At 49.8% G+C, this 22,597-nt stretch carries 22 protein-coding genes and 1 other annotated feature; of the genes, 17 read left to right on the plus strand and 5 right to left on the minus strand.

All coding sequences use genetic code 11. The features are described 5' to 3' along the window. Positions 1-386: 386 nt before the first annotated feature. A complete protein-coding gene (locus ABR335_RS06280; protein WP_014097695.1) occupies positions 387-1,463 on the plus strand; it encodes a bifunctional 3-deoxy-7-phosphoheptulonate synthase/chorismate mutase in 1,077 nt (358 codons plus the stop codon). 658 nt (positions 1,464-2,121) lie between these two features. Next, positions 2,122-3,120 carry a catabolite control protein A gene (ccpA, locus tag ABR335_RS06285; protein ID WP_014097696.1) on the plus strand — a complete coding sequence of 333 codons (999 nt, stop codon included), beginning with the start codon at positions 2,122-2,124 and terminating at the stop codon, positions 3,118-3,120. 95 nt (positions 3,121-3,215) lie between these two features. On the opposite strand, the gene ABR335_RS06290 is transcribed toward ccpA, so the two are convergent. Genes ABR335_RS06290 through ABR335_RS06300 form a run of 3 tightly spaced genes read right to left on the minus strand, consistent with a single transcriptional unit; the run spans position 3,216 to position 5,675 of the window. Continuing rightward, positions 3,216-4,370 carry an acetoin utilization protein AcuC gene (locus ABR335_RS06290; RefSeq protein WP_014097697.1) on the minus strand — a complete coding sequence of 385 codons (1,155 nt, stop codon included), beginning with the start codon at positions 4,368-4,370 and terminating at the stop codon, positions 3,216-3,218. After that, on the minus strand, positions 4,367-5,014 hold the full coding sequence (locus ABR335_RS06295; RefSeq protein ID WP_061087215.1) for an acetoin utilization AcuB family protein: 648 nt from the start codon (positions 5,012-5,014) through the stop codon (positions 4,367-4,369). The genes ABR335_RS06290 and ABR335_RS06295 overlap by 4 nt, the downstream gene beginning before the upstream one ends. Before the next feature lie 28 nt (positions 5,015-5,042). Next, on the minus strand, positions 5,043-5,675 hold the full coding sequence (locus ABR335_RS06300; RefSeq protein WP_061087214.1) for a GNAT family N-acetyltransferase: 633 nt from the start codon (positions 5,673-5,675) through the stop codon (positions 5,043-5,045). 222 nt (positions 5,676-5,897) lie between these two features. On the opposite strand from ABR335_RS06300, the gene acsA reads away from it, so the two are divergent. The 13 genes from acsA to ABR335_RS06365 all read left to right on the plus strand — a co-directional run bounded on the left by acsA (position 5,898) and on the right by ABR335_RS06365 (position 16,174). After that, entirely contained in the window at positions 5,898-7,616 is a 1,719-nt protein-coding gene (acsA, locus tag ABR335_RS06305; RefSeq protein ID WP_061087213.1) for an acetate--CoA ligase, read from the plus strand. Between the two features lie 166 nt (positions 7,617-7,782). Continuing rightward, positions 7,783-8,571, plus strand: a complete 789-nt coding sequence (modA, locus tag ABR335_RS06310; RefSeq protein WP_061087212.1) for a molybdate ABC transporter substrate-binding protein — start codon at positions 7,783-7,785, stop codon at positions 8,569-8,571. Between the two features lie 3 nt (positions 8,572-8,574). Further along, positions 8,575-9,294 carry a molybdate ABC transporter permease subunit gene (gene modB / locus ABR335_RS06315; protein ID WP_017550272.1) on the plus strand — a complete coding sequence of 240 codons (720 nt, stop codon included), beginning with the start codon at positions 8,575-8,577 and terminating at the stop codon, positions 9,292-9,294. Next, complete coding sequence (locus ABR335_RS06320) at positions 9,254-9,970, plus strand: sulfate/molybdate ABC transporter ATP-binding protein (protein ID WP_017550273.1); 717 nt, start codon at positions 9,254-9,256, stop codon at positions 9,968-9,970. Before modB ends, ABR335_RS06320 begins: the two co-directional genes overlap by 41 nt. A gap of 200 nt (positions 9,971-10,170) precedes the next feature. Further along, entirely contained in the window at positions 10,171-11,172 is a 1,002-nt protein-coding gene (gene moaA / locus ABR335_RS06325; protein ID WP_302466528.1) for a GTP 3',8-cyclase MoaA, read from the plus strand. A gap of 4 nt (positions 11,173-11,176) precedes the next feature. Beyond that, positions 11,177-11,677 carry a MogA/MoaB family molybdenum cofactor biosynthesis protein gene (locus ABR335_RS06330; RefSeq protein ID WP_035189038.1) on the plus strand — a complete coding sequence of 167 codons (501 nt, stop codon included), beginning with the start codon at positions 11,177-11,179 and terminating at the stop codon, positions 11,675-11,677. Then, positions 11,674-12,348 (plus strand): molybdenum cofactor guanylyltransferase, encoded by a 675-nt coding sequence (locus ABR335_RS06335; protein ID WP_061087211.1) that lies wholly within the window; start codon positions 11,674-11,676, stop codon positions 12,346-12,348. The genes ABR335_RS06330 and ABR335_RS06335 overlap by 4 nt, the downstream gene beginning before the upstream one ends. Continuing rightward, complete coding sequence (locus tag ABR335_RS06340; RefSeq protein ID WP_350346666.1) at positions 12,251-13,549, plus strand: molybdopterin molybdotransferase MoeA; 1,299 nt, start codon at positions 12,251-12,253, stop codon at positions 13,547-13,549. The genes ABR335_RS06335 and ABR335_RS06340 overlap by 98 nt, the downstream gene beginning before the upstream one ends. After that, positions 13,509-13,991: a molybdopterin-guanine dinucleotide biosynthesis protein B gene (mobB, locus tag ABR335_RS06345; RefSeq protein ID WP_014097707.1), complete on the plus strand. Its 483-nt coding sequence runs from the start codon at positions 13,509-13,511 to the stop codon at positions 13,989-13,991. Before ABR335_RS06340 ends, mobB begins: the two co-directional genes overlap by 41 nt. A 4-nt stretch (positions 13,992-13,995) precedes the next feature. Next, complete coding sequence (locus ABR335_RS06350; RefSeq protein ID WP_017550277.1) at positions 13,996-14,448, plus strand: molybdenum cofactor biosynthesis protein MoaE; 453 nt, start codon at positions 13,996-13,998, stop codon at positions 14,446-14,448. Next, positions 14,448-14,678 (plus strand): molybdopterin converting factor subunit 1, encoded by a 231-nt coding sequence (moaD, locus tag ABR335_RS06355; protein ID WP_026104495.1) that lies wholly within the window; start codon positions 14,448-14,450, stop codon positions 14,676-14,678. The genes ABR335_RS06350 and moaD overlap by 1 nt, the downstream gene beginning before the upstream one ends. Before the next feature lie 3 nt (positions 14,679-14,681). After that, positions 14,682-15,170, plus strand: coding sequence for a cyclic pyranopterin monophosphate synthase MoaC (gene moaC, locus ABR335_RS06360; RefSeq protein ID WP_035184321.1), 489 nt, complete (start codon positions 14,682-14,684; stop codon positions 15,168-15,170). Between the two features lie 2 nt (positions 15,171-15,172). Beyond that, a complete protein-coding gene (locus ABR335_RS06365; RefSeq protein ID WP_035184323.1) occupies positions 15,173-16,174 on the plus strand; it encodes a ThiF family adenylyltransferase in 1,002 nt (333 codons plus the stop codon). A gap of 41 nt (positions 16,175-16,215) precedes the next feature. Here the strand turns inward: ABR335_RS06365 and ABR335_RS06370 are convergent, their stop codons facing one another. Both ABR335_RS06370 and fdhF read right to left on the minus strand, forming a co-directional pair. After that, positions 16,216-16,743, minus strand: a complete 528-nt coding sequence (locus ABR335_RS06370) for a DUF1641 domain-containing protein (RefSeq protein WP_104851490.1) — start codon at positions 16,741-16,743, stop codon at positions 16,216-16,218. Positions 16,744-16,759: 16 nt separating this feature from the next. Then, on the minus strand, positions 16,760-19,702 hold the full coding sequence (fdhF, locus tag ABR335_RS06375; protein WP_350346667.1) for a formate dehydrogenase subunit alpha: 2,943 nt from the start codon (positions 19,700-19,702) through the stop codon (positions 16,760-16,762). A 242-nt stretch (positions 19,703-19,944) separates the two neighbouring features. On the opposite strand from fdhF, the gene fdhD reads away from it, so the two are divergent. Together fdhD and tyrS are read left to right on the plus strand one after the other, a co-directional pair. After that, positions 19,945-20,754: a formate dehydrogenase accessory sulfurtransferase FdhD gene (gene fdhD, locus ABR335_RS06380; protein ID WP_014097714.1), complete on the plus strand. Its 810-nt coding sequence runs from the start codon at positions 19,945-19,947 to the stop codon at positions 20,752-20,754. A 213-nt stretch (positions 20,755-20,967) separates the two neighbouring features. After that, positions 20,968-21,166 (plus strand) — a binding site (T-box leader). Between the two features lie 143 nt (positions 21,167-21,309). Continuing rightward, positions 21,310-22,569, plus strand: a complete 1,260-nt coding sequence (tyrS, locus tag ABR335_RS06385; RefSeq protein WP_035184333.1) for a tyrosine--tRNA ligase — start codon at positions 21,310-21,312, stop codon at positions 22,567-22,569. Positions 22,570-22,597 lie beyond the last annotated feature (28 nt).

Consider the following 22,597-nt stretch of genomic DNA (forward strand, 5'->3'; position numbering starts at 1 on the left):
CCGCTTTTTTTGTGCTTTTCAGACAGGAAAACAGAACAAGAAGGATGATACGCGCCAAACGACAGCCGCTCTTTGTGCGTTTTTTTCAAATGGAGCGGTATAATATGAATTGAAGTTTTTCACGACATAATCAATTACGATCAGGATGGACATGGCGACTGGCAAAACGAAAAGAAAGAGGGAACCTTTTTCCGAGAAAAACATATAAAACTATAACAGGACGGGTATTGCTTTAGCACATAAAAGCGTTTATCCGATAAAGAATTTTTTCGTGACTTTTTAAAAAGAATCGATTATAATAAGTGCTAATCACTTGTAAGCTTCTATGGTAATAGATGCCGGCAACAAAATGAGATAAGGATATTGACAGAGAGGATGAGAGGTTCGTGGGGAACAGAGAGCTTGAACAATTGCGGAAAGAAGTTGAAGAAGTAAACTTAAAGCTGCTGGAGCTGATCAACAAGCGGGGTGAGCTCGTCCAGGAAATCGGGAAACTGAAAGAAGCTCAGGGTGTAAACCGCTATGATCCAGTCCGGGAACGCGAAATGCTGAATGCCATTAAAGAACATCACGATGGCCCGTTTGAAATGTCTACCATTGAACATTTATTTAAAGAGATCTTTAAAGCGGCCCTTGAACTGCAGGAAGATGACCATCGGAAAGCATTGCTCGTTTCGCGGAAGAAACAGCCAGAAAATACAATTGTTGATATTAAAGGCGAAAAAGTGGGCGACGGCAACCCGTATTTTGTATTCGGCCCGTGTTCGGTTGAATCGTACGACCAGGTTGCGGCTGTTGCGGCATCCGTAAAAGCGAAGGGGCTGAAACTGCTTCGCGGCGGCGCTTACAAACCGCGCACCTCTCCGTATGATTTTCAGGGGCTTGGACTTGAAGGCCTGAAAATTTTAAAACAGATTGCCGATGAATATGATCTCGCTGTTATCAGTGAAATCGTGACACCTGCTGATCTCGAAAAAGCGGTCGATTACCTCGATGTCATCCAAATCGGCGCGCGCAATATGCAGAATTTCGAGCTGTTGAAAGCGGCAGGTTCCATCCAAAAGCCGATTCTCTTAAAACGCGGACTCGCGGCAACGATTGAAGAATTTATGAATGCCGCTGAATATATTATGTCAAGAGGAAACGGACAGATTATACTTTGCGAACGGGGCATCCGGACGTACGAACGGGCGACCCGCAATACGCTCGATATTACGTCGGTGCCGATTTTAAAACAGGAAACGCATTTGCCAGTATTTGTGGATGTGACCCATTCGACAGGGAGAAGGGATTTGCTCCTTCCAGCTGCCAAAGCGGCGTTTGCGATCGGAGCGGACGGTGTCATGGCGGAAGTGCACCCGGATCCGGCAGTCGCACTTTCGGACGCAGCTCAGCAAATGGATTTGAAACAGTTCGATGCATTTTATCAGGAAATCCAATCCGCTTTGCCGGCGAAAATATAAGGATCAGCATCCGGCCTTCTGCCTTGCAGAAGGTTTTTCTTTGTGGGGGATTTTTCCGGCCGTGTGGTGGCGTCGTCCTGTCATTTTTAAACGCAAGAACATCGAATGGCGGATAAACTAGGGATTGTTGAATAAGCGAAATTCCTTCACGTAGACGGTCTCTAGGTAAAGGAATGCCATCGTTTTTCGCGCCTTCTTAACATAGACGGGTTCTAAGTGAAGGAATGCCTTCATATTAGCTTGCTTTCTTAACGTAGACGCGCTCTAAGTAAAGGAATCCATCCAAAGTTCAGGCAGCCACGGCTAAGGAAGCGGGCAATATTCCAGCAAAAGCTCAAATTGGCCAAAATTCCGCTGTCATGTTGCTACATACGGCACGAAAGAAGCGGCGCCAACGTCCAGACGTCGTCTTTACCCCTAAAATTCTTTGTGAAGAATGTGGCAATTTTGTGTCAAACCTTGCAGGAAGTTTTTGCCTGGCTTATCATATATGGTATAATGAGAAGTCTAATGAACTGATAAAAGTGTCGAACGTGATCGTGTTTGGGCATTTTTTTGTACGATACACCAGAGGAAAAAGCCTTACATTTCTATGTTTAAGACAGGCTGAATGGTGAAAACTATGAACAGGACTTGTATATTGGAGAGTGATTGAAAGATGAACATTACGATTTATGATGTTGCCCGTGAAGCCAACGTTTCCATGGCAACGGTGTCGCGGGTTGTTAACGGAAACCCGAATGTGAAACCGACAACAAGGAAGAAAGTGCTCGAAGTGATCGACCGGCTCGGCTATCGCCCGAATGCGGTTGCACGCGGCCTCGCCAGCAAAAAGACGACAACCGTAGGCGTCATTATCCCGGATGTGTCGAATATGCTGTATGCGGAACTTGCCCGCGGGATTGAAGATATCGCAACGATGTACAAATACAATATTATTCTAAGCAATTCCGACCAGAATAAGGAAAAGGAACTGCGCCTTTTGAACACGATGCTCGGCAAACAAGTGGACGGCATTGTGTTTATGAGCGGGAATATTACGGAAGAGCATATTGAGGAATTTGAAAAATCTTCTGTTCCGATCGTACTCGCCGGGTCGATTGAACCTACGGGAAAAATTCCGTCCGTTAATATCGATTATAAAAAAGCGACAATTGAAGTGATCAGCGAATTTGTCAAAAAGGGACATAAGGAAATTGCATTGGTAATCGGGCCGCTGCATGATGCGGTCAACCGCGAATTGCGCCTGGAAGGATACAAAGAAGCGCTCCGTAATGCGGGCATCGAATTCAATGAGGATTATGTTCTGGAAGGGGACTATACATATGATTCCGGCATAGAAGCATGGCAACGGCTTCAGGAATTGGACAAGACCCCTACGGCCGTGTTTGTCGGAAACGATGAAATGGCACTCGGCGTAATCCACGGCGCCCTTGATGCCGGTGTTAACATTCCGGAACAGCTGGAAGTCGTTTCTTCCGATAATACGCGTCTCGCTGAAATGGTGCGCCCGCAGCTGACTTCCGTTGTCCAGCCGTTGTATGATATCGGTGCTGTTTCAATGCGGCTTTTGACGAAATACATGAACAAAGAAACCGTAACGGAAAACCAGGTCATCCTGCCGCACCGTGTGGAATACCGGAATTCGACAAAATAAAAAAGCAGCATGGGCGTAAACGGTAACGCTCACCATTGAAACGAATAGAATGAATAAGGCCGGTGCTGCCAGAATGATCTGGCAGGGCCGGCTTTTTATTTTGTCTGTTTAATGAATTGCAGCAACCGGTTCAGCACAAGCCGGTTTTTTTCTTCAATTTCCGGTTTGCGCGGGATCGGGCGGTATAAACCTACCGGGTCGTCCCATCTTTCAGGCAGGGGGTAGGGGGAGATTTTTTGCCATTTTTCAAGCCATGCAGTAGGGATCTCTCCGCTTCCGCCTTCCCTTTCCGCCATTTCCAGCCAAATGAGCGACCAGGCCCGCGGCACGACCCGCCAAATGTCATAGCCGCCCCCGCCAGTTGCAATCCACCGGCCTTCACAATATTCGTGCGCCATTTTGTGGGCCAGTTTCGGAATTTCGCGGTAAATGTTCATCGTCGCGGACAAATGGGTGAGCGGGTCATAATAATGGGCATCCGCCCCGTTTTGCGTGACCAGTACATCCGGCTTGAAGTATGCTGCGATTTCTTCCAATGCTTTTGCATAACATTCCAGCCATGATTCGTCTTCTGTAAACGCATCCAAAGGAATATTGAAAGAATAGCCATATCCTTTTCCCGTTCCCCATTCGTTAACATTGCCGGTGCCAGGGAAAAGGTAACGGCCCGTTTCGTGGATGGAAAACGTACAAACATTTTCATCATCGTAAAAAGCCCACTGCACGCCGTCACCGTGGTGGGCATCCGTGTCCACATAAAGAACGCGCGCGCCGTATTGTTTGCGCAAATATTTAATGGCAATTGCCGTATCGTTGTAGATGCAAAATCCGGAAGCTTTGCCGCGGAATCCGTGATGCAGCCCGCCGCCAAGGTGCAGAGCATGCCGCGCCCTCCCCGACATCACTTCTTCGGCTGCCTGCAATGTACCGCCGGCGATTAAAGCGCTCGCTTCGTGCATATTCGGGAAAACAGGGGTGTCTTCTGTCCCGAGCCCGTAATTCTCTGCTTTGACCGGATCAAGTTTTCCATGCCCGGCCAGTTTTACGGCTTCCACATATGACGGGTCATGGATGAGCAACAGTTCCTCATCAGTAGCTTTCCGTGGTTTGACAATATCCTCCCCACTCAAAGCCCCGATCGCTTCGAGCAGTTCTTTAACCAATTGGAGCCGCATCTGGTTAAACGGGTGGTCATCGCGGAAACGATAAGCCAGCAAATCGGTGGAATAGACGAAAACAGCATCTTTCATCGCGGCATCCCCGGCATATTTGGCCAGAGTACTTCATAGCCGGCCTCCTTCAAATGCGTAATGAGGGACACCGGGTTCATCGTGCTGACACGGAACACGAGCACACGGTTTTCCTCATTTTTACGGTCGGGGTAAATCAGCACACTTAAAATATTCAGATGATGTTCGTATATGATTTCGGTGATATCGCGCAGGATGCCGGTCCGGTTGTGGGCGCGGATTTCAATCTGCGAACTCGGATGTCCTGCGCCGGTCAGATCTACAAAAGTCTGAAGCAGATCGGTCCCTGTCACAATTCCGACCAGCTGCCCGTTTTCAAGAATCGGCAGGCAGCCGATCCGGTTGTCATTCATGAGCGCGGCAATGTCTTCGATAAAATCGAGCGGATGCCCTGTCAAAAGGTCCGTTTTCATAATTTTTTCAAGCGGCAGCGAAAGTTTTTCCAGCTGCTCGCCTGGGAAAAACGGATTGGGCGCCACTTCCTTGATGTCCCGTTCGGTGACGACGCCGCACAGTTTGCCGTTTTGATCGAGTAGCGGGATATGGCGGATCTGCTCCTTCTGCATCAATTTTAGCGCGTCTTGTACGGTATGCCGGGGTGACAGCGTCTTGACGTCTTTTTGCATGATTTCTTCCACAATCATCTTTACCCATCCCCTTTTTGCCGAAGTTTTAGTACATATACCGGTTTTTAAAGCGGATCCGGTCAAATTTTTCAATTGATTCCTGGCCGACTCTTTTTCCGATCCGCACCATCAGGCAGTTTGCCGGATGTGAACAAATTTCGGGATCATCCGTTGCGAACCATTTCAATCCGCCTGCTGCCATCATTTTTTCCATCATCTTCCGGTATTCCCACACGTTCAGGCCGGTCCCTTTCATATCCCAGTGCCAGTAATATTCGGTTGTGATAATAATATAATCTTCCATCGCGTCGTCCATCATGGAGACTTTCAGCAAATGCTTGCCGACAGCGCATCCCCGGTATTTCGGAATGACTTCGATCGCGCCAAGTTCGAGAAGATTATCCATATGGCCCTCTGACCAGCGTTCGAGCGGGTCCGGGAAAAGAAACGTGACATAGCCGACGACTGTATTGCCGCTGCGTGCCAGAATGATCCTTCCCTCCGGCAGGTCGGCAATTTCAATCAGGGCAGCATGCTGTTTCGGCGCGGGGCGGAAAGCTTTTAAGTCTTCATGGAATGCCATTTCCGCAAGCCTTTTCCCCGGAACCGGCCCTTCAATCACAAGTGGCCCTGCTTTTGTAGGCAATTCGATAGAGTAGTATGTTTTCTTATGTTCCATTTTTCCACCATCCCTTGAACAAATCAAAAGAAAAACGTATGATGAATGACCGTTCATTTCACAATTTCATCATCTCATGTTTACAGAACAAAAACAATATGGAAAGAGGGAAATTCCAGAATTGTTCACAATGGTGGCATTTGCGGAAAGAAGTTTTAAATTGTGAATAAAACAGTTTTCATATATAATAAATATGTGAATCTAAACAAAGGGGGACATTACATGCAACTGGAAGCGTTACCAACCGTACAAGGGGATTTCAATCTGAAAAACTATGAAGAAGCCCGCAAAACGTTCAGCTGGAAAGACGCCGAGAAAAATTTTTCATGGTATGAAACTGGGCGTGTCAATCTGGCGTATGAAGCCATTGACAAACACGCCGAAAGCTCCCGAAAAAATAAAGTAGCGCTCATGTATTTAAGTGATTCACGCAACGAGAAATATACTTACTATGAAATGAAAAGGCTGACAAACAAGGCGGCAAATGTTTTAAAAGAAAAAGCAGGCGTCCAAAAAGGTGACCGTGTTTTCATCTTTATGCCGCGCTCGCCGGAACTGTATTTTGCCATGCTTGGCGCCATCAAGCTCGGCGCCATTGTCGGTCCGCTGTTTGAAGCGTTTATGGAAGGGGCCGTAAAAGACCGCCTTGAAGACAGTGAAGCGAAAGTGCTTGTGACAACCCCTGACCTTGTCGGGCGCGTCCCGGCTGATCAACTTCCGGCATTGGAAACCATTTTTGTTGTCGGGGAAAATGTCAAAGAAGAAGGAAAGTACGCAGACTATCTGAAATATTTTAACGCAGCTTCCGATAAACTGGAAATCGAATGGGTTGACCGGGAAGACGGGCTGATCCTCCACTATACGTCCGGTTCGACCGGAAAGCCAAAAGGCGTCCTCCATGTCCACAATGCCATGATCCAGCATTACCAGACGGGAAAATGGGTGCTTGATTTAAAAGAAGACGATATTTACTGGTGCACAGCAGACCCGGGATGGGTAACGGGGACCTCTTACGGCGTGTTTGCGCCATGGTTAAACGGCGCAACAAACGTCGTTGTCGGCGGCCGCTTCAGCCCGGCAGCGTGGTACAATACGATTGAACGGTTCGGCGTCACTGTTTGGTACAGCGCCCCGACTTCGTTCCGGATGCTGATGGGGGCCGGCAATGAAATCATTAACCAATATGACCTCTCGACTTTGCGCCATATTTTAAGTGTCGGTGAACCGCTGAATCCGGAAGTTATCCGCTGGGGCAATGAAGTATTCGGACTCCGCATCCATGATACATGGTGGATGACGGAAACCGGCGCACAACTGATCTGCAACTATCCTTGCATGGATATCAAACCGGGATCGATGGGAAAACCGCTCCCTGGCATTGAAGCGGCCATTGTTGATGACCAGGGAAACCCGCTTCCGCCGAACCGGATGGGCAATCTCGCCATTAAAAAAGGCTGGCCTTCCATGATGCGCGCCATCTGGAACAACCCGCAAAAATATGAATCTTACTTTTTCCCGAACGGCTGGTACGTTTCCGGTGACTCGGCTTATATGGATGAGGACGGCTATTTCTGGTTCCAGGGCCGCGTGGACGATGTTATCATGACGTCCGGTGAGCGGGTCGGGCCGTTTGAAGTGGAAAGCAAACTGATCGAACATCCGGCCGTTGCGGAAGCCGGCGTCATCGGCAAGCCGGATCCGGTCCGCGGTGAAATCATTAAAGCCTTTATCGCTTTAAGGGACGGATACGAACCGTCAGATGAGCTGAAGGAAGAGATCCGTCAATTTGTGAAAAAAGGGCTGGCCGCCCATGCCGCGCCACGGGAAATCGAGTTTTGCGAAAAACTGCCGAAAACCCGGAGCGGGAAAATCATGCGCCGCGTCCTGAAAGCCTGGGAACTGGACCTGCCAACCGGCGACCTTTCGACAATGGAAGATTGAGTAAGCAACCGGACAGCTTTAGTGCTGCCCGGTTTTTCTGTCTAAAGGTTTCAGTGATAGAAAACAGTGGAAAAGTCCCCGGGTAAGTGAAAAAATTGAGAAAGAAAAAATATTCGGCTATCATAAAAACATATCCTTTTATAAAAGTGTAAGGTTGGTGTTTGATATGAAAAGGTTCGGTATGGTATTGCTTTGCCTTTTCCTACTTGCGGGCTGTTCTGCAGAAGGGAGTGCATCCGGCTCCGCCAAAAAGCAATCCAAACAAACAGAAATCAGTGTAGCGGCAGCTTCAGATTTGACAAAATCTTTCCAGCAAATCAACAAACAGTTTGAAAAAAAGACCGGTATCAAGGTGAAACTTGTTTTTGCCGCATCGGGCGAACTGGAGCAGCAAATTGAAAATGGTGCGCCGTATGATGTGTTTGCGGCGGCGAACGCGGATTATGTCAACCAGTTGGCGGATAAAAACATGCTTGTTCCCGGCACGAAAACCGTCTACGCATACGGGAAAATCGGGATTGCTGCTAAACAAAGCAGCCATCTTTCCATCCACAGCCTTAAAGATTTAACCCGCCCTGAGGTGAAGAAAATCGCCATTGCCAACCCGGAAACTGCGCCATACGGATTGGCGGCAAAACAGGCGCTTCAAAAAGCGGGGATTTGGGATAAAGTGAAACCAAAATTGGTTTACGCCAAAAATATTGCAGATACCCTGACGTACGTGAAATCGGGGAATACAGAAGCTGGCATCGTTTCCCTCTCGCTTGCGCAAGGTGAAAAGCTGGATGTTGCCAACATTTCAAGCAGCCTGTACAATCCGCTAAAACAGATGGCAGCGGTTGTGAAAAGCTCGAAAAAGCAGGCAGCCGCAAAGAAATTTGTGCAATACTTAGCCAGCAAAGAAGCACAAAATACGATGAAAAAATACGGCTATGCAGTGTCTGCGGGGCAGTAACAAGTGGGACAGATCGATTTATTTCCCATTTATCTGTCTTTTAAAGTAGCATTGCTTTCAACCGTTTTTTCCCTTATCCCCGGACTGTTGGCAGCCTATCTATTAAGCCGGTCGGAGGGAAAAGCGGTGGATGTAGCAGACGCTTTGCTGACGCTTCCGATTGTGCTGCCGCCGACCGTGCTCGGCTACTATCTACTCGTCATTCTCGGAAGGCAAAGTGTGCTCGGCCGGTTTCTTGAACAACAATTCGGCGTGACGATTGTGTTTACGCAGACAGGAGCGGTCATTGCGGCAATGTGCGTCTCCATTCCATTTTTCATCCAGTCGGCGCGCACGGCTTTTGCCGGTATTGATGAATCGCTCCTTCATGCTGCACGCCTTTTGGGGCGAACGGAATGGAATATCTTTTTTTCCGTCATGATCCCTTTGTCGTGGCGGGGGCTTACAAGTGGCGTCATGCTCGCATTTGCGCGCGCCCTTGGCGATTTCGGGGCAACATTAATGGTGGCCGGCAGTATTCCGGGAAAAACAGAAACGATGTCCATTGCCATTTACAATTGCCTGATGAACGGGGATGAACGGACGGCAGGGCTCCTCGTTGCGATCATGACGTTTTTATCGCTGGCCGTCCTGTACGGCATTAAGCGGATGGAAAAAAAGATGGGGAGGGGTGGCAGTAGGCATGCTTCGCGTAAACATCAAAAAAACATTTCCGGAATTTGAGCTGGATATCGCGTTTGAGGCGGGTCCCGGCGTCACCGGCATTTTAGGACCGTCCGGAAGCGGCAAAAGCCTGACGCTGGAGTGCATTGCCGGGATCGACAAGCCCGATGAAGGAAAGATTGAACTAAACGGCCGGATATTATTTGATAAAGAAAAGCATATGAATATCAAGACGCGGCACCGCCATACGGGGTATATGTTCCAGCATTACGCCCTTTTTCCGCATTTAACGGTAAAACAAAATCTTGCATTTGGTTTAAAAGGGCAGCCAAAAAAGGAAATAGAAGAGAAGACGGCTGCTTTTTTGAAAAAAATCAAAATGGAAGGTTTTGAAAACCGCTACCCTGCTGAACTGTCCGGTGGGCAAAAGCAGCGGGTGGCACTTGCGAGGACGCTTATCACCGAGCCCTCCTGCCTGCTTTTGGATGAACCTTTTTCCGCATTGGACCCGGACACGAAGGAACTTGTGATGGAAGAATTTTTATCGTTTCTTCACGATCATTTTCACGGGGTCGTTTTACTGGTTACCCACAATATGGAAGAGGCTGATCTGCTTTGTGACAATGTCATTTTGTACAGAAATGGGAAAGTATTACAGCAGGGCCCGAAAAAAGAGGTGCTGAAACACGCCGTCGCCCGGCAAGATGCCCGGAACCCTGCAGCTATCAGAACATGAAAGCCGGGGATCGAAGAAAGAGGTGTGCCACCCGGCAGATGCCCGGGTTCATGACGTATGACAAACCATGAACAGTGCGTGTGCCTCACAATTGGCAGTGGAACTTTGGCGTTAAGAATGGCAGCCGGGCGCCTGCAAACATTTGGTAAATGTCCATTTTTAACAGGGAAACAGAATTTAAAACGGAGATGATGGAGAACATGCTGACCGATATGCTGAACCGGCCGCTTTTGGATTTGCGGATTTCGGTAACGGATCGCTGCAATTTCCGTTGCACGTACTGCATGCCTGCCGATAACGGCCAGAAATATTGTTTTATGAACCGGTCCGAACTCATGACATTTGAAGAAATCACGCGCCTTGCGAGACTTTTTGTATCTCTTGGCGTCCGGAAAATTCGGCTGACGGGCGGGGAGCCTTTGCTGCGGAAAGACATCGATCAGCTTGTGGCCATGCTCCATCAAATCGACGGCCTTGAAGATTTATCGGTGACAACGAACGGCTTTCTGTTGAAAAGATATGCCGCACCGTTAAAAAAGGCCGGCCTTTCGCGCATCAATGTCAGCCTGGATGCCCTCGATCCGGAAATCTTTCCAGTCATCAACGGCGTTGGGGCAAAACCGGCAAGAATTTTGGAAGGGATAGAGGAAGCCATCCGCCAGGGCATCAAAGTCAAAGTGAATATGGTGGTCAAAAAAGGGATGAACGATTCGCAAATTTTACCGATGGCCGCCTATTTCAAGGAAAAAGGGATTTCCCTCCGTTTTATCGAATTTATGGATGTCGGCTCCCTGAACGGATGGAAGCTGGATGAAGTCGTGACCAGCAAAGAAATTCTCAACATGATTTCAAAAGAAATGCAGCTTGAGCCGTTGAAAGAAAATTATTACGGGGAAGTTGCCAAACGGTACCGTTACAAAGGGACAGATACGGAAGTCGGCTTCATTTCATCCGTATCCCAGCCTTTTTGCGGCGAATGCACACGCTTGCGGCTGTCGGCAGACGGGAAAATATACACCTGTCTGTTTGCCGCACAAGGCACGGACCTGCTTGGGGCAATAAGAGAAGGCGCAAGCGATGAAATGCTGGCTGCCCGCATTGCAGGCGTATGGCAAAACCGGGTGGACCGCTATTCACAAGAACGGGGGAAAAACCCGACGATGAAAGGAAAACGAATCGAAATGTCGTATATTGGAGGGTAAAGGGTTGAGCACGAAAGAACATAAACAACAGGCCGATATTCCGGTACTGTGCAAAGTGATCACCGTTTCCGATACCCGGACGGAAGAAACAGATAAAAGCGGCAGGCTGATGATCAATTTGTTAAAGCAGGAAGGGATGGAAGCGGCGGAATACAGCATCGTAAAAGACGAAGCGGAACAAATCAGACAGGCGGTTTTACAGACGAAAGGAACCATCAATGCCATTTTGCTGAACGGCGGCACCGGCTTTACGAAACGGGATGTGACGGTTGAAACGGTCCGGCCGCTCCTCGATAAAGAAATGCCAGGTTTTGGCGAGCTGTTCCGCTATTTAAGTTATGAAGAAATCGGAAGCGCCTCGATGCTCAGCAAAGCGCTTGCCGGCACAATCGGGAAAAAAGCCGTATTTTCGATGCCGGGCTCCAGCAACGCCGTGTCCCTCGCCATGAAAAAACTCATTTTGCCGGAATTAAAGCATATCGTCTGGGAGCTCAACCGGCAATGAATACAGCCGGAATTGTGCTGGCCGGCGGGAAGTCGAGCCGGTTCGGCGGCGAAAAATCGCTTGCGAAAATCGGTGGCAAAGCCATGGTCGCACGCAGCGTGGATGCGCTCGCCGGAACTGACGCGATCGTTGTGGTGGCGCGGGCCGAGCTTGCGGAAAAAATCCCGCGCAACCGGCCGATTGCGGTGATTTGTGATCTCCCCCGATACCGGGGAAAAGGTCCGCTCGCCGGCATTTATTCGGCGATGATGGCAGTGGACGCCCGGTGGTACACTGTGTTGCCGTGCGATACGCCGTGGATCGGAAAAAGAACGGTTGCCCGGCTGCTTCAAGAACGCGATCCGGCATATGACGCCATCGTGGCCCGGACAGAGGGGAGAATTCAGCCACTCGTTGCCGTTTTTCACAACAGCGTGAAAGAAAAAATAAGGGAGCAGCTGGAAACAGACCGCCTCAGCATGCGGGCACTTTTTGCACGCTGCCGCCTGAAATGTATCGATTTTGCGCAGGAAATGGTGTTTGCCAATATCAATACAAAAGAAGATTATATTTTACAACAAAAAGAAGCCGGTGATGTTGATGAGAAAACCAATCAAAGTGGCGGAGGCCATCCGCAAAGTGATGGCCCATCCGCTTACAGGCGAAAAGGAGCTTGTGCCGATTCAGACTAGTTTTAACCGAGTGCTTTCCGAAGATTTGGCTGCAACCCATGACGTGCCGTGGTTTAAACGGTCGCCATATGACGGGTATGCGATTTTTTCCGGATCTACGCTTGAAGCGGGCGCGGATCACCCTGTTCTCCTTGAAGTGGTCGCCACAATCGGGGCAGGTTTTACATGGGATGAAGGGATAAAGCCGAATCAAGCCGTGAAAATCATGACTGGCGCCGCTATCCCGGACGGGGCGGATGCCATGATTATGGTGGAACTCACAAAAGAAGTAGTGCAAAATGGGAAAACATTTGTGCAGATAAAACGGAAAGTCCGGCCCGGTGAGAACATTGTCGGCATTGGCGAAGATATGAAAAAAGGCGAAGTGCTTGTCCCGAAAGGCACGATCGTTAATCCGGGCGTAATGGCGACCCTTGCAACTTTCGGGATGACAGAAGTACCGGTCACAAAAAAACCGAAAGCTGCTGTGATTGCGACGGGATCCGAACTGCTTGAAGTCGGTGAACCGCTCGAAAAAGGGAAAATCCGTAACAGCAATGCCTATATGCTCTGGGGGCAAATCATCCGCGCCGGGGGCGAACCGGTTTTTTACCGGCTTGTGAAAGATGATTTCGAGGAAACATATGAAGCGGTCAGGCAGGCGGTGAAGGAAGCGGATATCGTCATGACAACGGGCGGTGTTTCAGTCGGCGATTTTGACTATATTCCGAAAGTCTACGAAAAGCTGGGGGCAACGCTTTTATTCAATAAAGTGGCGATGCGCCCCGGCAGCGTGACATCGGCAGCCGAACTGGACGGGAAAATTCTTTTCGGCCTCTCCGGCAATCCGTCCGCCTGCTATGTCGGTTTTGAACTGTTTGTCCGCCCGTACTTAAAAACGATGCTTGGCGAACGAAATGTTTATTTGAAAAAAACGCAGGCCTTACTTGGGGAGGATTTCCCGAAACCAAACCCGTTTACCCGGTTTGTCCGCGCCAAACTTTCTTATCAGGAAGGCCTGCTGCACGCGCTTCCGGTAAGAAGGGATAAATCGAATATTGTTTCCTCTTTAATAGAGGCGGATGCTTTGATTGTGCTGCCGGGCGGGTCCCGCGGCTTTACAAAAGGGACGATGGTCGATGTGCTGATGCTGGAAGACGGGGAAGGGGCGCCGCTGTGGGATGAAAATATTACAGATCGCAGGCCGCAAAGACAGCGGTAAAACCGCCCTTGCCGAACTTTGGACACGGGTGTTGGCGGATAACGGATACCGGGTCGGCACACTAAAACACCACGGCCATGGCGGGAAGCCGTTGCTCGCCCCCGGCAAAGATTCCACGCGGCACTTTGAAGCGGGCGCCCAGGCAGCCGGGGTGGAAGGGGACGGCTTGTTTGTTCTCGCTGTGCATGTCGATCAAGGACTCGCACTGGAGCAGCTCATCGGCTGGTACGAGACATTGCCGCTTGATTTGCTGCTGATTGAAGGCTACAAATACGCGCCCTATCCGAAAGTGGTCTGCCTCCGTGATGAACAAGACAGGGATTTGCTCAGCCTGCCGAATGTGCGGGCCGCCTTCAGCCTGAATCCGGCGTTATCCGGCTGCATAAAACTTTTTGACCGGAAAAGCTGCATTGAATGGGTTGAAGCGTTTTTAAAGGAGTGAAAGTATGTTTGAAATTGTAAAAGAACCGGTGGACGTTTCCAAACTGATCGAGGCGGTTGCCGACCGGAATGCGGGCGCTATTGTCACTTTTATCGGCACTGTCCGGGAAATGACAAAAGGAAAGAAAACATTGTATCTGGAATATGAAGCATACGAACCAATGGCCCGGAAAAAATTGGAACAAATCGGTGCCGAAATCCGGCAGCAGTTCCCGGCAGCCAAAACGGCCATCGTGCACCGGATCGGACGCCTCGACATCTCCGACATTGCGGTTGCGATTGCGGTTTCCGCCCCGCACCGAGATGAGGCCTACCGGGCAAACCGGTACGCAATTGAAAGAATCAAAGAAATGGTGCCGATCTGGAAAAAAGAACATTGGGAAAACGGCGAAATGTGGGTTGGCAACCAAAAGGAAACGGTTTTTTACGAATCAGGGGCACCGGAGGCGTTTGAATGATGATTAAAGTATTGTTATTTGCTCATTTAAAAGAACAGGCTGGCCGTTCTGAAATGGAAATCAATGGCGAAAATATGACGGTCGGCGAACTGCGCGAGACGCTTGCGGAAAAAGGGATTTTGCAGCAGGACGCGGTGATGGTGGCCGTGAACGAAGAATTTGCCCGCGATGAGGAAATGGTCCATAGCGGCGATACCGTTGCCCTCATTCCGCCGGTCAGCGGAGGTTGAAAAATGGGAAACTTGACGCATATGAACGAACAGGGCCGCGTCAAAATGGTCGATGTAACGGCAAAACCGGAAACCTCCAGGACGGCGCGTGCAAAAAGCAGTGTGCTCGTTTCAAAGGAAGTCTATGAACAGATTACAAACTTTAAAATCAAAAAAGGGGACGTGCTTGCCGTCGCGCAGGTGGCCGGCATTATGGGCGCGAAAAAAACGGCGGATGTCATTCCGATGTGCCACCCGTTGCCTCTGACAGGCGTTGACATTTCGTTCAGCTGGCAAAAACGGGAAGACGGGTATCGCCTTGACATCGAAACAACGGCCAAAACGAAAGGGCAAACGGGCGTGGAAATGGAAGCTTTGACAGCGGCGTCCGTATGTGCGCTGACCGTCTATGATATGTGCAAGGCACTGGACAAAGGCATGGTCATCGGGCCGACCTATCTGATCGAAAAAACAGGCGGAAAAAGCGGGCATTTTATCAGGCAGGAGGAATGAGCATGGAACGGTATTCCCGGCAAATACTGTTTGCCCCGATCGGTGAAAACGGACAGCAAAACATTTCAAAAGGCCATGTGCTCATAATTGGCGCCGGCGCGCTCGGCTCCGCTGTTGCGGAAAGCTTGGCGCGGGCGGGGGTCGGAAAAATCACGATGGTGGACCGCGACTATGTCGATGAAACGAATTTGCAGCGGCAAAATTTGTACTGCGAAGAAGATGCGCGCAACCATTTGCCAAAAGCGATCGCTGCAAAAAACCGGCTTAAAGCCATCAACAGCACCATCCGTATCGAGGCGCATGTGATCGATGCATTTGATCCGAAATTGCTTTCTATTTTGGGAGAAGGCGTTGATGTGATCATTGACGGGACCGATAATTTTGAGACGCGCTTTTATGTGAATGACCTGGCGCAAAAATACCGGATCCCGTGGATTTACGGCTCCTGCGTCGGCAGCTGTGGTGTTTCGTTTCCGATCATTCCCGGAGAAACGCCTTGCCTCCGCTGCCTGATTGGCCATCTCCCCGCTTACCACGCGACGTGCGATACAGCAGGCATTATCGCGCCGGCTGTGCAAATGACTGCGGCTTACGAGACAACGGAAGCTTTAAAACTGCTTTCCGGGGAAAAGCCGCGCGATTCCGTTGCCGTTTTTGATATTTGGCAAGGCGAACATCATTTCATCAAAGCAGGAAAAATGAAAAATAAGGACTGTCCGTCATGCGGGGGGCATCCGGTCTATCCGGCCCTACAATCCCAATCATCGGCTGATGTGCTATGCGGGCGGGATACAGTACAAATCCGTCATCCGGGCGCGTTCGAGCTTGAAAACATGGCGCGGGAGATGAAAGCGGGCGGTGCTGCCGTAGAGTATAACGGCTACTTAATGATCACCGCGCTTGAAGGTCACCGGACGGTTTTATTTCCGGACGGCAGGATGCTCATTCACGGTACGAAAGATAAGAGAGAGGCCCGTTCGCTCTACCAAAAATATTTTCAATGAAAAAGGAAGCACGCATTTCCGTGCTTCCTTTTCGAATGGCGTTAAATATTTGCCAATGTTTCATTATCCACGTCTTCTTTTTTCGGCACCGGTTCCTGGAGCGCTTTTCCCATGCCTTTCAAAAAGGAAATGGCGAAACCGACTGCCCGGTTGACGTCCGGGTCGCTCAACGATTTCAGCAGCCCGAACAATGTCACTTTTTCCTCCGAGCCAATGAATTGCTTGCCTTCATCAAAGCCTGATGATACACCGTTCATCAAGTGGATAATAAGGTCGTGGTCGGCTTTCATAAAGACGCCGGCCGTGCCGAGCAGCATGTTGATCAGGTTGACGACCTGTTCCCGGGACAATTGCTCGAGGACGATTTTTAAAATATCGTTTTTTGCGAGAATCATTGCATTTGCGGCTTCCAGTGCACCGGTATCATTGAAATCATCGATCAGGCGGATCAAATTTTCAAACGCATCTTTATGATCGGCAACCAGTTTTTCCAATTCCTCGAGCTTTTGCCGGGTGATTTCTTCTTCCGCCGGCTGCTGTTTTACAATCTCTGTGATCGGAGCGGCCATCCTTTTTCTCCCTCCCTTAGCGTACGTCTGTTAATGGTTGATAGCCTTCGCGCTGCCATTTCCGTTCGACTTCCACGCCGCGTGTAGGATTGCGTTTCTTATCGCGGTGGTTTGTTTTTGGCAGCGGCGGCTTCCCGCCTTTTTGGATCAGTTCCATCTTCACTTTCGTTTGTTTAAACGCCGGTGTGCTTTGCCGTTTATCGTAAATCGGCCCGGTTAAGAAGTTGATCGCCGATTCCTTTTCCGTCGAGTGCATCGGCAAGTACAGCTCATTGCCCTGCACGCGGTCTGTAACCAGCACATGCAGTTTCAGCGATCCGAACGGGGAAGTGACGCGGACAAGGTCTCCGGTGTCGAGATTGCGTTCTTTTGCAAGCTCCGGTGACACTTCAACAAATACGCCTGGGACTTTTGATTCGATGCCTTCCGATTTATTGGTCAGGTTGCCTTCGTGGAACTGTTCCAGCATCCGGCCGTTATTAATATGCAAATCGTATTGTTCCGGAAATTCGGCCGGTTTTACCCAGTCTGTCAGGGCAAACCGCGCTTTGCCGTCCGGGAACGGGAAGCCGTCCTTGTAAAGAAGCGGGGTATTGGCACCATCGAGGCTTCCCCAAAGGAAACTGTTCCAGCCTTCCAATTTGTCGTAGTCTGCCTGTGCAAACAGCGGGGTCAGGCTGGCCATTTCGGCAAATATTTCGCCCGGGTGGCTGTAATTCCAGTCTGCGCCGAGTCGTTTTGCCACTTCCTGGATAATCCACCAGTCCGGTTTGGATTCGCCCAAAGCCGGGAGCGCCTGGTATAGCCGTTGCACACGGCGTTCCGTGTTTGTAAAGGTGCCTTCTTTTTCAAGCGACGGAGCTGCAGGCAAAATAACATCCGCATATTGGGCCGTTTTTGAGAAAAAGACATCCTGGACGACAAGAAAGTCAAGATTGGAAAGTTCCTCGCTTACATGGTTGGCGTCGGAGTCGACAAGCGCCATGTCTTCGCCGATGATATACATCGCTTTTAACTGCCCGGCTGCAATCGCATGCAGCATTTCAATATTGTTCAGTCCCGGTTTGTTGCTGATTTTGACGCCGTACGCTTTTTCAAATTTTTCGCGTGCCGCATCATCCTCCACATGCTGGTAGCCCGGCAGCCATCCCGGCAGCGTGCCCATATCGCATGCGCCTTGCACGTTGTTATGCCCGCGCAACGGATAAGCGCCTGTACCCGGGCGCGCGTAGTTTCCGGTGGCAAGGAGCAGATTGGAAATAGCGGCGGACGTATCGGAACCGCCTGTATTTTGCGTGACGCCCATGCCCCAGAGGATACATGTCCCGTCTGCCTGATGGATCATTTCGGCGATTTGGACCAGCGTTTCCTTCGGGATGCCGGTAATCTTTTCAGCGTAGTCGAGCGTGTATTTTTCAAGCGTTTCTTTAAATTCATCGAAAAAGTTCACTTTTTCCTCGATGAATTTTTGGTCATGCCAGCCCTGGTCGATGATATATTTTGTCACCGCCATCAGCCATACCTGGTCTGTGCCCTGGTTCGGATGGATAAAAAGATCGGCGCGCTCTGCCATTTCGTTTTTGCGCATATCGGCAACAATCAGTTTCTGGCCGTGCAGTTTATGGGCCCGTTTGATGCGGGTCGCAAGGACCGGGTGGGCTTCCGCCGGGTTCGCGCCGACAATCATGACAAGGCCGGCTGACGCAATATCTTTAATCGTGCCGCTGTCGCCGCCCATGCCGACGGTTCTGAGCAGGCCGTCCGTTGCCGGCGACTGGCAATAGCGCGAACAGTTGTCGACATTGTTGGTTTCAAACACCTGGCGCGCCAGCTTTTGCATCAAATAGTTTTCTTCATTGGTAACTTTTGAAGAAGAAATAAAACCGACGGAATCTTTTCCGTATTGGGAATGGATTTCTTTCAGCCGGCTTGCCACCACGCTGAGCGCTTCATCCCATGACGTTTCTACAAATTTTCCGTCTTTGCGGACAAGCGGTTTTGTCAGCCGCTTATCGGAATTCACAAAATCCCAGCCGAATTTGCCTTTGATGCAAGTGGAGATGGCGTTTACCGGGCCTTCATGCTTCGGTTCGATTTTTAAAATTTTCCGGCCCTTTGTCCATACTTCAAATGTGCAGCCGACACCGCAGAAGGTGCAAACGGTTTTCGTTTTTTTCGTGCGCTGTTCGCGCATCGAAGCTTCGATTTCGGATATGGCAAAAATGCTGCCGTAACCCGGTTCGACTTTTTTCACAAGATCAATCATCGGGTCGAGCAGATCCTCTTCAAGCCCGGTTAAATAGCCTGCCTCGCCGAGCATCGATTTTTCCATCAGTGCATTGCAAGGGCAGACGGTGACGCAATGCCCGCAGGAAACGCATGACGATTCATTGATCGGAACGCCGTTATCCCAAATGACGCGCGGGCGTTCTACTTCCCAGTCAATGGAAAGCGTTTCGTTCACCTGCAGATTTTGGCAGGCTTCCACGCATCTCCCGCATGCGATGCACTGGTTCGGGTCGTACCGGTAAAACGGGTGCGAATAGTCGACCCCGCTTGCGTCCGTTTTTGGCGTAAACGGATATTTCTGGTGTTCGATGCCCATTTTTTCCGTTGTATTGTGGACGATGCAGTTGCCGTTGTTATTGTCGCACACCGTACAGTATAAAAGGTGGTTGGCGAGAATCCTGTCCATCGCGTCATGCCGGGCCGCTTCCGACCGGTCATCGCTGAGGCGGACCACCATGCCGTCCTCCGCCGCCGTCGAACAGGTGCGCATCAGTTCCCCGTTCACTTCCGCAATACACGTGTCGCAAGTTTGGATCGGATCTACTTCCGGGTAATAGCAAATTTGTGGATGAAAAATATCATTCCGGTTGATCACATCGATGATTTTCTCGCCGGGGCGGGCTTCATAATCCCGGCCATCAATCGTGATGTGAATCGATTTGGTTTCCATTTCTTTTCCTCCTTTTGCAAACAGTGAAGGCAGGCCTTCAGAAAAGAATACAAAAAACCGGCAACTCTGTTACTTATACCAAACCTTTGCAAAAATAAAACTATCATTCTCTTTTTTTATTCTAGCATCTGATGCAAAAATGAACAAACCATCAGAGTGTTTTGCCTATTTGAGCGGGCGGCTTTTGTTTTTAATCTGATTCCTTTAAAATAAAACATTATAGACAGGGGGCTGTTGAACCCATGAAAAATGTGGACACGCAGAGGGAAATTCTCCGTTTCAAGAACGGGAGGCTCGAACGGGCGCTGGATACAGTCGCAACGGAATTCCCGGTGACATTAAAAGTGAATGGGCAGGAATGGGTGACGATGGTGTGCACACCTGAATATATCGAGGACATGGCGGTCGGTTATCTTGTGTCGGAAAGGGTTGTCCGGCGCTATGAAGATATCCGCGACATCTGGACGGATGAAAAAGGAGGATTCGTCCATGTCCGGACCGATCATCTTAATCCTTATTACGAACAGCTGCAAAATAAACGTTATATCACCTCCTGCTGTGGAATGAGCAGGCAGGCGTTTGTTTTTGTCAATGATGCTCTGGCGGCGAAAAAAATGGACGGTGTGCACGTCCGGATTACAGTTGATGATTGTTTCCGGCTGATGGAAGCATTGCAGGAGAATGCCGAAGTGTTTAAAAAAACAGGGGGCGTCCATAATGCTGCGCTGTGCGATGCCGGCGGGATCCTTGTCAGCCGGATGGATATCGGCCGCCATAACGCGCTTGATAAAATTTACGGATATTGTTTGAAAAATCAGGTTTCCACAAAAGGGAAAATCCTTGCATTCAGCGGGCGCATTTCCTCGGAAATTTTATTGAAGACAGCCAAAATCGGCTGCGAGGTGATTTTATCGAAATCGGCACCCACCACACTCGCCCTGGAATCCGCCGAAGAACTCGGCATTACCACGATCGGCTTTATCCGCGGCGGGTCGATGAATATTTACACCTGCCCGGAACGGATTGCCGGTGTTGCCGCCCATGCCCGGTGATTGCCGGGTGTATACGATCGGAAAGGCACGGTTTGGGTTGGAAGAAAACGGGAAGACACGCTGGAAGGCGTGCTTCGGGACGGAACAGGGCCTTTGCCGGATGAGGAAAGGTTAAAATGGGCATTACCGGATTTGAAGAAAGCGCTGGTGCAGCCTGCTTGGCAAGGTTGACATTTCAAAATGTATATGGTAAAAATAACTTACAATTTGATGAATGAAGCGTCGAAAGGATCAAGTAGCTTCCTGTTGCTGCATACAAGAGAGCCGGTGGTTGGTGCGAACCGGTACAGGCAGGCGGCGAATTACACCCCGGAGCTTTTGCCGGATACGGCAGACGGCCCCCAGCCGTTATCCAAATGAGTGGAGAAGCAATTCTCAAGTTGGGTGGTAACGCGATACAATCGTCCCTTCGTTTTGACGGAGGGGCGTTTTTATTGTTTACAGGAAAAAGAAGGCAGCATACAGGTTTCATGATCCCATCATCGTTAAGTAGGGCACTTGGAACCTGAAAGATGCCGGCACCAGAGGCTACATAAAAAAGGAGTGGGATTTTAAATGGATTTACTTGAAGATTTAAAATGGCGGGGGATCATTTACCAGCAAACAGACGAAGAAGGGCTCGCGGAGTTGCTTCAAAACCGGAAAGTGACCCTGTATTGCGGGATTGACCCGACAGGCGACAGCATGCATATCGGGCATCTTCTCCCGTACCTCACGCTGCGTCGCTTCCAGCAGGCGGGACACCGGCCGATTGTCGTGCTCGGCGGGGCAACCGGCATGATCGGCGACCCGAGCGGCAAGAAGGAAGAAAGAAAGCTGTTAACGGTTGAAAAGGTCAAGCAAAACGGCGAAGCATTGAGAAAACAGCTGGAACGATTTTTCGATTTTGACGGCGAGTCAGCCGCCATCATGGTCAATAACTATGACTGGCACGGCTCGATGGACCTTGTTACTTTCCTGCGTGATTACGGAAAGCATATCGGCATCAACTACATGCTTGCAAAAGATACGATCGCATCCCGGCTTGAAACTGGTATTTCGTTTACGGAATTTACATATACGATCCTCCAGGCCGTCGACTACTTTAACTTGTATAAACAATACAACTGCCGCCTGCAAATCGGCGGAAGTGACCAGTGGGGCAATATTACAAGCGGCCTTGAGCTGATCCGCAAGCTTGAACCGGAAGGCGAAAAAGCTTTCGGACTAACCATTCCGCTTGTCACAAAAGCGGACGGCACCAAATTCGGGAAAACAGAAAGCGGCGCAGTCTGGCTCGATGCCGAGAAAACATCGCCATATGAGTTTTACCAGTTCTGGGTCAACACGGCTGACCTCGATGTCGTAAAATACTTGAAGTACTTCACCTTCTTGCCAAAAGAAGAAATCGAAGAGCTGGAAAAATCGGTTGAAACCGAACCGCATCTCCGCAAAGCCCAAAAAGCGCTGGCCGCGGAAATGACAAAACTGATCCATGGGGAGGAAGCATTGCAGCAGGCTTTGAATATTACGGAAGCATTGTTCAGCGGCAATGTGAAGAAACTGTCGGCTGAAGAAATGAAGCAGGGATTTAAAGATGTTCCGTCATTCCAGCTTGAAAGCGAAGAACAAAAGCAGCTTGTGGAGTTGCTCGTTGCCGCCAAAATCTCCCCGTCAAAACGCCAGGCACGCGAAGATATCCAAAACGGTGCCATTTACGTAAACGGTGACCGCATAACGGATCTCGGCTATGCGTTAGGGGAACAGGATAAAATCGGCGGCGAATTTACCGTCATTAGAAGGGGAAAGAAAAAATACTTTTTAATTAAACATTGAGGATAAAGGGATGCACAATGGAGATGCC

It is taken from the genome of Heyndrickxia faecalis (assembly GCF_040267745.1).
GTDB lineage: Bacteria > Bacillota > Bacilli > Bacillales > Bacillaceae_C > Weizmannia > Weizmannia faecalis.